The 12,139-nt window shown below is 43.5% G+C and carries 12 protein-coding genes and 2 pseudogenes; 4 read left to right on the plus strand and 10 right to left on the minus strand.

Going from position 1 to position 12,139, the window contains the following annotated elements; translation table 11 throughout:
• Nucleotides 1–334: 334 nt before the first annotated feature.
• Together B7360_RS01360 and B7360_RS01365 are read right to left on the minus strand one after the other, a co-directional pair.
• Nucleotides 335–1,387, minus strand: coding sequence for a transposase (locus tag B7360_RS01360; protein ID WP_085342570.1), 1,053 nt, complete (start codon nucleotides 1,385–1,387; stop codon nucleotides 335–337).
• Entirely contained in the window at nucleotides 1,384–2,271 is an 888-nt protein-coding gene (locus tag B7360_RS01365; RefSeq protein ID WP_085342571.1) for a site-specific integrase, read from the minus strand. The genes B7360_RS01360 and B7360_RS01365 overlap by 4 nt, the downstream gene beginning before the upstream one ends.
• Nucleotides 2,272–2,576: 305 nt before the next feature.
• On the opposite strand from B7360_RS01365, the gene B7360_RS01375 reads away from it, so the two are divergent.
• Complete coding sequence (locus B7360_RS01375) at nucleotides 2,577–3,206, plus strand: hypothetical protein (RefSeq protein WP_085342572.1); 630 nt, start codon at nucleotides 2,577–2,579, stop codon at nucleotides 3,204–3,206.
• Nucleotides 3,207–3,605: 399 nt separating this feature from the next.
• Here the strand turns inward: B7360_RS01375 and B7360_RS01385 are convergent, their stop codons facing one another.
• Nucleotides 3,606–4,604, minus strand: a complete 999-nt coding sequence (locus tag B7360_RS01385; protein ID WP_164673207.1) for an IS110 family transposase — start codon at nucleotides 4,602–4,604, stop codon at nucleotides 3,606–3,608.
• A gap of 195 nt (nucleotides 4,605–4,799) precedes the next feature.
• Between B7360_RS01385 and B7360_RS01390 the strand changes: the two genes are divergently transcribed.
• On the plus strand, nucleotides 4,800–5,075 hold the full coding sequence (locus B7360_RS01390) for a DUF3892 domain-containing protein (protein ID WP_085342574.1): 276 nt from the start codon (nucleotides 4,800–4,802) through the stop codon (nucleotides 5,073–5,075).
• 27 nt (nucleotides 5,076–5,102) lie between these two features.
• Here the strand turns inward: B7360_RS01390 and B7360_RS01395 are convergent.
• Nucleotides 5,103–5,720 (minus strand): annotated as a pseudogene (locus tag B7360_RS01395) (IS3 family transposase); the annotation flags it as partial.
• Nucleotides 5,721–5,821: 101 nt separating this feature from the next.
• A pseudogene (locus B7360_RS01400) lies at nucleotides 5,822–6,313 on the minus strand (PolC-type DNA polymerase III); the annotation flags it as partial.
• Nucleotides 6,314–6,508: 195 nt separating this feature from the next.
• On the opposite strand from B7360_RS01400, the gene B7360_RS01405 reads away from it, so the two are divergent.
• A complete protein-coding gene (locus B7360_RS01405; protein ID WP_005376453.1) occupies nucleotides 6,509–6,769 on the plus strand; it encodes a DUF5062 family protein in 261 nt (86 codons plus the stop codon).
• Between the two features lie 223 nt (nucleotides 6,770–6,992).
• A complete protein-coding gene (locus B7360_RS01410; RefSeq protein ID WP_085342575.1) occupies nucleotides 6,993–7,487 on the plus strand; it encodes a YcxB family protein in 495 nt (164 codons plus the stop codon).
• 324 nt (nucleotides 7,488–7,811) lie between these two features.
• Here B7360_RS01410 and B7360_RS01415 read toward each other — a convergent pair whose 3' ends face one another.
• The 5 genes from B7360_RS01415 to B7360_RS01435 all read right to left on the minus strand — a co-directional run bounded on the left by B7360_RS01415 (nucleotide 7,812) and on the right by B7360_RS01435 (nucleotide 12,100).
• A complete protein-coding gene (locus B7360_RS01415) occupies nucleotides 7,812–8,240 on the minus strand; it encodes a Sir2 family NAD-dependent protein deacetylase (protein ID WP_085342576.1) in 429 nt (142 codons plus the stop codon).
• A gap of 137 nt (nucleotides 8,241–8,377) precedes the next feature.
• Nucleotides 8,378–9,334, minus strand: coding sequence for an AEC family transporter (locus tag B7360_RS01420; protein ID WP_101911764.1), 957 nt, complete (start codon nucleotides 9,332–9,334; stop codon nucleotides 8,378–8,380).
• 56 nt (nucleotides 9,335–9,390) lie between these two features.
• Complete coding sequence (locus tag B7360_RS01425; RefSeq protein WP_085342577.1) at nucleotides 9,391–10,200, minus strand: DeoR/GlpR family DNA-binding transcription regulator; 810 nt, start codon at nucleotides 10,198–10,200, stop codon at nucleotides 9,391–9,393.
• Nucleotides 10,201–10,314: 114 nt separating this feature from the next.
• Nucleotides 10,315–11,598, minus strand: coding sequence for a TRAP transporter large permease (locus B7360_RS01430; protein ID WP_085342578.1), 1,284 nt, complete (start codon nucleotides 11,596–11,598; stop codon nucleotides 10,315–10,317).
• A 13-nt stretch (nucleotides 11,599–11,611) separates the two neighbouring features.
• A complete protein-coding gene (locus B7360_RS01435) occupies nucleotides 11,612–12,100 on the minus strand; it encodes a TRAP transporter small permease (RefSeq protein ID WP_216819526.1) in 489 nt (162 codons plus the stop codon).
• Nucleotides 12,101–12,139 lie beyond the last annotated feature (39 nt).

Consider the following 12,139-nt stretch of genomic DNA (forward strand, 5'->3'; position numbering starts at 1 on the left):
ATTTGAGACACAATGCCATTTTTATGGCAATTCCATCGTAATATTTGATAGTGACATAACAAATAAGGATTAAGCGTTGCAACAAATAAGGATTAAGCGTTGCGCAGCCAACGTTAAATCCCGAGTGTTGAACAAGCCCGAAGTCTCTTTATTAAGTAAATTGTACGATTGGATTTGAAGGGCACACCGCTTTGAGGCTTTTCTCAAGGCGAGCGAGGTCAAGATAAGGTTGCGATAGCAATCTTATCAACCAGTTAGCTATTTTTATGGTGTCTGTCGTTACTTCTCCTCTTATTTTACTTTTGCCATTATCCTTATTATTCATGCCTTTCGGCTACGTGGGTCGGCTCACTCCGACACACGCCATCTCATGCTGACAGCAAGGGCATACTCGTATCGCTTTAGTCCTTATTGGCGCTGTTAACGGCGGCATGAGATAGAGTAAGTTCAACAGCAGCAACTGAATGCGAACCCGTAAGGCGTGTGCCTGACCACGTAGAAAACCGTAGTCTCGTACTCGTTGTAACCCTTTGGGCAGAACGTGCTGCAAAATGAGCAGCAAGAACTTGAGGGTGGGTAAGGTGCGCATTTGCCATGCGTTGGTCTTGCTCTCTTTATAACGGAAGGTAACCGCATCATCGGTGACTTTGATGATATCTTCATCAGGCAGTACACCGCGATAGAGATAGCGCGACAAATAGCTTAGGGCAGACTGGCCGTATCCTACTTGTCTGCAATCGACCACCCATTGCTTGGGTATGCCATTGGGCAGCCATAACCTCGGATGTTGCTTGATGGTTTCTAGCATTCTTGCCCGCCATACTTTGGCTAAAGCAAACGCGTTAAAAAGGTAATGCTTGTTACCTTTATGCCACTCTTGCCTTGAGGCATCGTATTGGCCTGCCGCCACAATAATGTGCAGATGTGGGTGCAAATTTCGTTGTCGACTGTGAGTATGAAGCACGGCAGTGAACCCCATTTCACCTTGCTGCTGCCTGTTGGCAAAATCCTTTAAAACCCCCGATGCCACCTTAAACATACCGTTATATATCGCTTTCGGTTGATGTCTCGCTAACACTCTTAATTGATACGGTAACGTGAACGTCACCATGAAGTAGTGAACAGGTAACCGTTTTTGTTGCTGACGCTGAAGCCAATCAGTGGTGGTGCGTTGTTGGCATTGAGGGCAATGACGATGACCACAAGAAAGGGGCAATCGGTCATCATGATGGCAGTGGTGACAAAACCATTGTGACCGACCTTGTTGCTCTGTTTTACAGCGCAGCATAGCTCCAATGGCACGGTGCATGTCGCCATTCATCTGCGCATGATGGTGACGTTTAAGTGCATGATGGTGTTGGCGAAGCAGTTCAATAAAAGTGCTCATTTTATGCTCCACTTTAAATCCAATGCATTGGTCAATTGATTGATGGCAATTGCCGCATCACGTTGCTTGATCTGGGTCATTCGGGTGTAACGGGCGGTGGTATTAAGGCTTGCGTGACCCAGCAGCGTTTGCAGTGAGCGCAGGTCGAGCCCTTGCTCAAGTAAATGTGTAGCAAAGCAGTGTCTCAGTGAGTGAGGGCTCGCCTGTTTTTGGATGCCAGACTCTTTGAGCACTAGCTTCATCGTCTTTTGAATGCCGCCTCTATCCATGGGCGCATCGCAACCTTGCCCAAGGCCAGGGAAAAGTAATTGAGGGTGCTTATGAGTGAGCCAATGTGCGCGAAGGGCACTGAGTGTTCGCATTGGAAGCGGCACCATTCGGTCTTTCCCGCCTTTTCCTTCCCGTATATGAACGCGCATCGTTTGGCTGTCGATATCGTGAACCATAAGATTCAGCCCTTCACCAAGGCGCAACCCCATACTATAAAGTGTTAAGAAGAAGACTTGGTAGCGCGCTTGTCGCGTGTGAGTGATGAGCGAACTGACTTGCTGCGGTGTGAGTATGTCAGGCAGTCGTTTGACTTGTGGCGGTTTGACAATATTGAGCCATTCCCATTGTTTACCCAGCGTGTATCGGTAGAAAAATTGCAAGCCATTACGATCGAGTTTAATGGTGCTCCACGAGTGGGTTTGGATGAGAGAGGCGAAGAACTGTTTAAGGTCATTAGTGGTTAACGTATCAGGAACTCGATCAAAATGGGCGGTGATCCGACGAACAGCACGAGAATAGGCATCAATGGTCGCGGGTCGTTTACCTTGCAGCTTTAGATTGTTAAGGTGTTGTTCATAAAGGGCGTTGTAGCGTTTTAAGTCGGCTGGTTTCATGGGGCAACTCCTGTGAATGACCATCAGGGTGATGGTGTTACAAGAGTATGGCTTGCGCTCACTTTACTCTGCCGCGTAGCGGCTTCGTTCAACAAACTGTTTAAGAGTGATTCGCAACGCGTGGCATTTTTACTATGCGTTGGTTTTAGTGTTTAAGGTGGTATGCGGCGGCTTTGGTATTGCGTTGCTCACACCTTAACAGGGCGTTATAAGCTATGATGGTCGTCACAATTGTAGTGGCACTTGTTGCATTTCATTGTTCAATTTATGAGATAATGTCATTTTATAGCTACAAGGAATAAATAATGAATAAGAAAATCGTTGCTGCTGTGGTTTTTGCTTCGCTAGCACTAACTGGTTGCAAATCAACGTCTATGGCTAAAACCAAAGAAACTAAAAAGAGTTATGTAGTTTACAATGTTCAAGTTGATGACTCCGTCTCGCCAACTCAGATGAGCCAGGCTATCAAAGAGGCTCTACAAGCCAATACAGATTCGGTAAGAATTGTGGAAGATTTACCACCTTATCCGCTGCCTAAAAAAGCTCCCCGTTTTCAATTGACAAACCCTTTCGGAAAATCAGCAATGGCTGCCCTAGCGGGAGGAATGAAAATACCAACGTGTGATGGGGCTTTGGTTTATGCACAGGCTGCCGATAGCTCCATGTCATCATATGGTGAAAATACGCAGTTCTATACTTGCTTATGGCAGTACGAAGGTGGGTATCATGTTGATGTTTATACGCAATTCCAGATCGAAAGCGGTGGTTTATCAAATCTAGGTGTTGATATGGTTCGTGGGATTATGGGGGATTCAAGCCAATTTATTCCACGAACAATTGGTAGTATCAAGCAAAACTTAGAAGCTTTGAGTGCAAAGACTACTTTGGTAACAGCGTATCCAGACCAGTTAGCTACAGAGCTGGCAGTTAACTAGAACTACGCTTATAACAAACTGTTTAAGAGTGATTCGCAACGCTTGGCATTTTTGCTATGCGTTGCGTTTTGTGTTTAAGGTGTTATGCGGCGGCATCGGTATTGCGTTGCTCACACCTTAACAGGGCTACATGGATTCCCCCGGTTGTCAAACATCCGCTAAACTTCAAGTGATGGGTTTTGGACTGCCGCTCTACATTCGGTCTACTTATCGATGATTCGCATACATCGTGACCCTGATGACTTTGCGCGACTGCGGTGCCTTATTCGTTAGATGACATCTAGTGTGTCCGCCGCATTAACAGGCTCTCCGCAAGTGGTCTTAACCTATCTCCATCATTAGCGTCTGCAATGACCCGGTGGGTTTAACTCTTAATAACGCTGCTTAGTGCTTTAGATGTTAAGCAGCGTAGTTCTCATATTCGGTTTGATTGTGGAGTAAAGACCAGATGATGCGAGCATTCTTCGCTGCAAGTGCCACAATCGCTCGGTTTAGTCCTCGTCTTTCCTTTATTTGGCGACACCACTGACTCAACCTATCTTGTTTATCACCAATTGTGGTAATGACAGCTCGTGCACCGTGAACGAGTAAGGTACGAATATACTTGTCGCCATGCTTCGTTATCCTTCCTAACCGATTCTTCCCTCCCGTAGAGAACTGTTTAGGGACAAGACCTAGCCAAGCTGCTAGATCTCGACTCTTATCAAATTGACTGCCATCACCAATAGCAGCAATGATGGCGGTTGCGGTCTGTGGCCCGACACCTCGAACCTTCAGAAGTCTTCTCGTATTGTCATGTTGTTTGGCCATAGACATAAACGTAGTTTCGGTGTCTTCAATTTGTTGGTTGAGGTTTTTTAGGTGCGAATACGCTTCATTGATAATTTGTCGCGCTTGATGTGGAAGTTGATTTTCAGCATCTTCTAGAATAAGTGGAACTTGTTTCATCAGAGAAGCTCTCCCTGTCGGCATGACAAGCCCAAATTCAGCCAATATGGCGCGTATCCGATTCATCAATGCCGTTCTTTCTCGAACCCAGTGCTCTCGCATACGGTGAGTTGCAAGGACGGCTTGTTGTTCAGGTGATTTTATGGGGACAAATCGAGTAGATGGTCTCTGGACAGCTTCGCAAATAGCAGCGGCATCATTCAGATCGTTTTTCCCTTTCATCCGGTAGGGTGCAACATATTTGGCTGCCATAATACGACAGTCATGACCGAGTTGATTGAATGTTCTTGCCCAATAATGAGCACCACCGCAAGCTTCTAACCCTATACGCATAGGAGGCAGTTTTGCTATGGTATTAAGCAACTTAGAGCGTGTGACATTCTTGTGAAGAATGACTTTACCATGCTGGTTAATAGCATGAACACTGAAGTGATTTTTAGCGAGATCGATACCTCAATAAGACAGATTAGACATGGTGCCTCCAGTAATAGTGTTGACCACTTGAGTGTGGCAGATCCTCGGGAGGGGGAATCCATGTCATTCGTTAGGCTAAACAGCGTGCATTCTATTATGTGTCTTTATTCATATTTTTTATCAGCTAAATCAGTTACAGTTTCATATCCACACATAAAGTAAGGACTGTATATGGCTAAATGGGCTGATTACTTAATTTCTGCAGTAAGATATAACTCCGAGCACACTCACATAACGCATTTATACGCACATGAGGATAAAGGCGAAAGTGTTGGAGAAGGGGCTTCGTACACCAGACAAGCAATAGTTGATGCTATCGAAAAAGGGACTACATTTGTAACCATTTACAAAAACAACCAAGGCAAATACAACAAGGGTCAAAAGGTTTTTGTAATTAAGGTTAATGGAATTAGTTATCTCAAAACTACTGACAATCATAGAGAGTGATCTGCTCCAGCCAGACTGGACACTTCATTAAGCCACATTTTGCTGTTCAAAGTTAACAGGGCTTAGATACCCAAGAGCACTGTGCCTTCTCGTCCGATTATAATCAACCTCTATGTACTCGAAGATCGTTTGGCGCATCTGGTCTCTCGTCATAATCGGTTCATATTGGATCGCTTCAACTTTCATCGAATGGAAGAAGCTCTCAACACAAGCATTGTCCCAGCAGTTTCCTTTCCTACTCATACTTTGCTTTAGATTATAAACAGTTATGAGGTCTCGATAATCTTTTGAGCAGTACTGACTGCCTCGATCACTATGAACGATAACCTGCTCAGGAAATCCGCGACGGAACAAAGCCATTGATAGCGCATCACAGACCAGCGTAGCCGTCATTCTGGTATCCATAGACCATCCGATTACTTGTCTTGAGTAAAGGTCAATAATTACCGCCAAGTACAACCAGCCTTCGCTTGTCGCAACATAGGTGATGTCTCCCGCCCATTTTTCATTCGGAGCCGCTGCGTTAAAGTTCTGAGCCAACAAGTTTGGAGCAACTGGCATTTGATGCTTGCTGTCTGTAGTGCACTTAAATTTACGTGCCGCTTTCTGCGTTAAATCTTGACGCTTCATACTAGCCGCAATGGTGATCTGCACCAGCAAAACTAGACACTTCACTAAGCGACTTTCCCATATCTAAAGTTATCCGCATTTTCCTAATTTAAGTGATTACTCTAAGTAACTTTTGTCCAAAGCTTGGCTGTCATTTGCGCATCGGCTAGTGCGCGGTGAAAAACACCGTCGTTGTCGATATTTTTATAGCGAACAAGTTCACCTAGCTTGTGTGATGGGGCATCTTGAATGAGCCGTCTTGCTACCAGCAAGGAGCAAGCAAACTCACCCGAATAACCACAGTTGATTCGTTCAAGCTCTGCATCTAAAAATCGTTTATCGAAAGACGCGTTGTGAGCGATAAGGTTCTCGCCAGCAATGAACTCACTAAATGACGCCATTACCTCTTCGCAGCTTGGTGCCGAACGTAACATATTGTTGGTAATGCCGGTATAGTTCTCAATGAAAGAGCTCACTCTGAAACCGGGATTCATGAGTTGCTGAAAACTATCAACAACCTCGCCATCGACTAACTTTACCGCACCAATTTCTATTGCGCGATCACCTAAAGTAGGAGAGAGACCTGTGGTTTCAAAGTCGAGTACGACCACAGAGTTTGCTTGAGGCATAAAATTTTCCAGCTGAGTAATATTGCGCAAGAGTATTATCGAAAGTGACAGAAAAAGAAAGGCGAACCAATTGGTATATCTTTGTCGATGTAGATTCCAAAAAATCGACGCTACGTAATCAATATGAGAGTTTTATAACACGTTATTGGCGATACTTAATGTATTCTTAGCCGAAGCGAAGAAGAGGATTTATCAATGTCAAAAAGCTCCAAGCTTCACAATGAAGACAAACTGGTTAAGAAGGCACTAGAGATTGGTGGTAAGATGGCGAAGCTACAAGGTTTTGACCTTCCACAGTCACCGCAACCTCTGAGAGTAAAAGCGATTTACCTATTCTTGGTCGATGCCAAACAGATCACGCCACTACCGGAAAGCAAGCTAGACGGCGCAAGCATCAAACACCGACTGGCAGTATGGATACACAGTGCATTGCCAGACAACGACCCTCTAAAGTAGAAAACCTTATAAGTCATATAGGTCATTAATTAACTAGGCGAGCCAAATGGTTCGCCTTGTTTGATCTTGGCGAGTGCACCGAGGTCTTTTTGCGTGGCGGTATCATTGATTTACAAAACAGAATCAAAAGGACTAAAGATAAATCCCGAGAAGCGCTACAATGCAGGCGTTGCGAGAGTGCAACCAAGATTACTCATTTACAGAAGCCTTGAAGTAACCATACATGTCTAAAGATTTCGAATTCACTACAGAATACATACTCGACAAACCTTTCTTTGCTGAGTGTTATGATCAAACTAGCCAGCCAGTTAAGTTCCCACAAGCGTATTTGAAAGGGATCCTCTTTCTAATTTTTGGTGTGGTTTTATTGGAGTTTGAACTGCTACCTAACGGTTATGTCGGTTGGTTCTTTATCGTATTGAGTGTGATTGAAGCCTGTAGCGTTTATTTCAAAAGAACCTGGTGGCTATGGCGTCAAACCATCAGTTCAAGCCGTGGCAACAAAGTGGTGTTTGAAGTGAATGCAGATGGCGTGCGCTATAAAAGCGGTAAAATCGATCGCAGCCTCGCTTGGAGTGAAATCGACCAACTCGAACAAACAGATCTAGGTTTTATCCTTCATCTTGGTAAACAACGCCAATACATCAGCAAATCTTGCTTAAATGAAGAAGTCATCACGTTTATGGTAGAGCAGCACGCCGGATCAAAAGCGAGCTAACAAATCTCTATTAACAGAAGAGGCGAGCCAATGGGTTCGCCTTTTTTGAACTAGGCACAGAGTTTTAAAAAGGTTGTTAGGAAGAAACCACTACGCTGGCTAACTCATTTTTGCCCCTAAATGATTTGGGGCCTGGAGGTATTGAAAGCAAATCGTTTGAAATTTGTGATACTTTTCCTAATCCTTCAATCAAGATAATGAGCTTTGATTTTGAGAATAATTCACAGGCTATCGTTTAGCTCTCACGCAACCAATTGGCGCACACAAAAGGCACTAACTCGGTAGCATTGCCACGAATAAATTGGTAGCCAAATGGTTTTGTCTTTACTTCTTTTGAGATAAGGACTTTCTCTGCGTGGACACTGGCTCATTAAGTAATCCCGCAGCTGGCTGAACCGTAACCGTCAAGGAGCTGCCGATAGCGAGTACTTTGTCAGCGTCTGCAATGGGCTTTCGCGCTTCATCTAAATGCAATACTGGTTCACCAAACAACACAACGTTGGGCCAAAGTTGGCAATTAAATTCGCATCGCTGACCTATCAATATTGGTTTCCCATGCCAAGGGTAAGCTACAGCTCCATCCAAGCTGCTTTGCGCAACGTTTAGTCTACCATGTAAGTGAATAACGTTGGTGCTTCCAGCTCTTTCGTGTAAATCATCGACGTTTTGAGTAATGACACTGACATCAAAACTTCTCTCAAGTTCGACTATTGCATGATGCGCAACATTAGGCTGTGCATCATGCAATAGCAATGGGGTGGTTGCAGAAAGCTAGGACTCGCTCAGGATCGAACTCCCATGCCTGCTTAGTGGCGAGATCCTCTAAACGTTGTTGAGAGAGTTTTGCAAAGGAATCCTGTCCCAAACAATGTTTTTATTTCGAATGTATATTAAATTATTTCCAGTAACGACAAAGCTAACGTCCCTAAACAAACAGTGAGACTAGAAAGCAAGGTTGTCAGGCCTATTATATTGGCGCATAAGGTAGTATTACCGCCCGACGCCAATACCATTGCATAGCTTGCGGCCGCGACTGGAACTGCGTTCATAAAGAACAATACCCCCAATTCAACACCCCGAAAACCAAAGTAACAAGCAAAAAAGGTGAACAACAGCGGAGCAACTATCAATTTATAGGATGAAGCAAACCAAGTTGGGCCTTGATTATTGCGTAACATCTTTAAATTCAGGCTCCCTCCAGTGCAGACAAGCGCGAGAGGCAAGGTCATTTTCGCTAAATAATTACCTGTATCGACCATCACGTTCGGTAAACTAATAGGAAAGAGTGCAACAAGTAAGCCCAAGACAATTGAAATAATTAGTGGATTTTTGCCTAAGCTCGTTACAAGGGTTGTTATATTTATAGACTGAGAGCCCTGCTTACGAGGTGATAAACAGATAACCGCTTGAATATTATATACCACTGTAATCACAGCGATATATAGTGCAGCAAGTGCAACCCCTTGACTACCAAAGGCATTGTCGACATAAGCAACACCGATAATAGACGTATTGGCTCTAAAGCAGCCCTGTATCAATACATCATGATCTGCCGAATGTTTAAAGATCAACTTGGTCGATAGAGTGCAAACAATAAAAAACGCCACAGTCAAAACAACGGAAAAAAATATAAAATCAAAAGCTTGAGTAAAGTCATGTTCCGAAGTAGCAATACTAATAAACAACATCGCAGGTAAACCAACTCGAAAAATAAGTTTCGAGGCAATGTCGATAAAATTTTCATCAATCCAATTGATACGCCGAAAGGTGTAGCCTAGCAAAATGATTAAAAAAATCGGCGTAACAATTGAAAGGGAAAAGGACAGCTGATTTAGAAGGTCCAACAAAATTGTTCTTCATATCCAAATTGAAGCTCGAGGTCAATTTGAACAACACAACCCTATCAATCGGGCATCTTTACCTTGTTATTTAGAGAAGAGATAGGTTCATCAAGATGGGCAGTTATAACTTTAATACCTTTATCTTCAAGCTCATTTTGAACATGGACTGGAAACTCAGTGTCTGTAACAATTGTGTCAAAGCATTTGATGCCTATTGCATGAAACGTCGCAACTCGCCCATATTTAGATGAGTCACTGACAAGAATGTTCTTTTGTGCGGCGCTAGCTATCGCTTTTTTAACAACAACCTTAGGTTCACTCGGTGTCGAAATTCCATTGAGATTCCATGAAGATGTTGAAATAAAGGCAATATCAATATTCATCGAGGCTAAAAATTCCGCGACTTTACCTCCAATACTGGATTGGTTGGCTTTATCCACACGCCCACCAGTATGGTATAACTCACATTCACCATGGCGTGACAGGTAAGCTGAAATCACAAAATCGTTAGTGATCACCAGCAAATCATCTCGCTGAGCAATGTGATGAGCAATCTCGAGTGTAGTTGTACCCGCATCAAGATATATTGTGCTCTTCTTCGGAATCAATTGACTTGCAATATAACCTATGAGTGATTTTTCATTCGATTTTAAAACCGACTTAATATCATGAGATGGCTCACTCTCGAGTATCTGAGTGAGTTGCACACCGCCAGAAACTGAAGTCACTTTTTCCAGCTCTTCGAGTTTGGCGATATCACGACGAATAGTCATATGTGAGACTTGCAGCCGATCTGCTAGCTCATTAATGCTTATAACCTCATGGGCTGAAAGTAGAGATAGTATAGTTCTGTGACGCTCTGCTGGGATCATAGTTGTTTCCGATATTCGTAAGCACTGTCATATTAACAGCACAGGATAGTCTAAGGAATATTAGGTTTGCCCTTGTTTTTATTTATAATTTTAGAACAAGGGCACGAAATAAATTTACTTTGCCATCACGCTAGGTAGCCATAGCGAGATTTCAGGCACGAAAGTAATTAACATGAGTGCTGCAATCATGCTAGCGATCCAACCCATGACGGCTCGTGAGAGATCTTCAAACCGAATATCGCCAACTTGCGATGCCATAAACAAGTTTGCACCCAATGGTGGAGTCACAAAACCAATGGCTAGGTTGACCACCATAACAATACCGAAGTGAACCGGATCCATACCGATAGATGCAGTCACTGGCAATAGGATAGGCGTCAAAATAACGATGGCGGCGAGAGTTTCTAAGAAAGTGCCGATTAACAATAAAAGCAAGTTGATACACAGTAAAATGAGAATCTTGTTTTCCGTGATGCCCAAAATAAATTCAGTGATCATACTTGGGATACGCTCAATGGTTAAGATACGCCCAAATGCCACTGATGCCCCAACAATCACGAGTACAGTTGAAACAAGAAGAGCAGACTCAAGAGTCATCTTAGCTAACCCCTTTAGTGTTAGCTCTTTGTAATAGAACATACTAAGTACAATACCGTAAGCCACTGCGACCGCTGCTGACTCAGTAGGCGTAAATAGACCACTGTAGATCCCACCTAAAATGATCATTGGCAGCAACATTGCTTCCTTTGCCGCACTGAATGCTTGCCAACGCTCAGGCCATGTCGCTTTTCGTGGCGTACCCACATAACCATGTTTCTTTGATTGATACAGGTTATACCCAAGCAAAAACAGACCAACAACAATACCCGGAACAATACCCGCCATGAACATCGCAGACACTGATTGCCCAGAAACAATGGCATACACAATCATGACTACACTCGGTGGAATAATGACACCAATACCACCAGCTGTCGCAATCATAGCGCCTGCATAGGCTTTGTCATAGCCACTTTTAACCATCATCGGGATCATAGTGAGGCCAATAGCCGCAACGGTTGCCGAGCCCGTACCTGACACAGAAGCAAAAAATATACACGACATGACTGCTACTACACCAAGACCACCAGTGTAATGGCCGAAAAAGCTCTGACAAAGTGCAAGTAGGCGGTTCGAAATACCGCCATGGCTCATAATGCTTGCCGCCAGTGTAAAGAGTAAAATAGCGATGAGTGGGAATGAATCTAGCCCAGATACTAGCCCTTGAACATAGAAATCTATATTAAGAAACGGGAGATTCAAAATGGCGAGAATACTTGCAGAGCCAAGTGCAATACCAATAGGGACCCCAATTGCGACCAGCAAAGTGAGAGAAAAAAATAGAATTGGCGTAGTCATAGTTATTATCCAGTTAGGCTTGTTTCGTTACTGCGTTGTTTTCTGAAATATTGAAAAGGATCGATATATCGCGTTTAATGGTGATAGATAATCTAATAATTGAAAGAGCAGCACTGACCACAAGGCAGACGTAAAGGAATGCGAGTGGTATTTCCATTGCGGGTGCAAGTTGTCCCAGACGAAAGCTCTTTTCGGTAATTTTTATCGCATGATAGAGCACGATGCCTTGATAGCTAAGAAAGACCAAATTGCTAACTAAATTCAAAAACTGTTGAGTTTTAACCGGTAGTAATTTGACCAGTGCTAAGACACGAATATGGCGTCCGTTACGGATCGCATAACTAATTCCAAGATAAATCACCCACACAAATAAAAAGCGAGCCGCTTCACCGGACCAAGCAATTGAGATATTGAATGGACGTAAAACAATCTCTAAGAAAATAAAAGTAAACAAACCAAGAGTAAAGGTGACAATAATGCTCGGTTCAAAGTATTTATCCAATAGGTTAAACGTTTTTTTCAACATAACTTAATTAGGGCA

This window comes from Vibrio sp. ArtGut-C1, from assembly GCF_002105475.1.
Taxonomy (GTDB): domain Bacteria; phylum Pseudomonadota; class Gammaproteobacteria; order Enterobacterales; family Vibrionaceae; genus Vibrio; species Vibrio diabolicus.

Excerpts from the sequence above, each read along its gene's own strand:
- B7360_RS01430 (WP_085342578.1), bottom strand. The coding sequence starts at position 11,598 with ATGACTACGCCAATTCTATTTTTTTCTCTCACTTTGCTGGTCGCAATT.
- B7360_RS01375 (WP_085342572.1), top strand. The coding sequence starts at position 2,577 with ATGAATAAGAAAATCGTTGCTGCTGTGGTTTTTGCTTCGCTAGCACTA.
- B7360_RS01410 (WP_085342575.1), top strand. The coding sequence starts at position 6,993 with ATGTCTAAAGATTTCGAATTCACTACAGAATACATACTCGACAAACCT.
- B7360_RS01365 (WP_085342571.1), bottom strand. The coding sequence starts at position 2,271 with ATGAAACCAGCCGACTTAAAACGCTACAACGCCCTTTATGAACAACAC.
- B7360_RS01360 (WP_085342570.1), bottom strand. The coding sequence starts at position 1,387 with ATGAGCACTTTTATTGAACTGCTTCGCCAACACCATCATGCACTTAAA.
- B7360_RS01390 (WP_085342574.1), top strand. The coding sequence starts at position 4,800 with ATGGCTAAATGGGCTGATTACTTAATTTCTGCAGTAAGATATAACTCC.
- B7360_RS01425 (WP_085342577.1), bottom strand. The coding sequence starts at position 10,200 with ATGATCCCAGCAGAGCGTCACAGAACTATACTATCTCTACTTTCAGCC.
- B7360_RS01405 (WP_005376453.1), top strand. The coding sequence starts at position 6,509 with ATGTCAAAAAGCTCCAAGCTTCACAATGAAGACAAACTGGTTAAGAAG.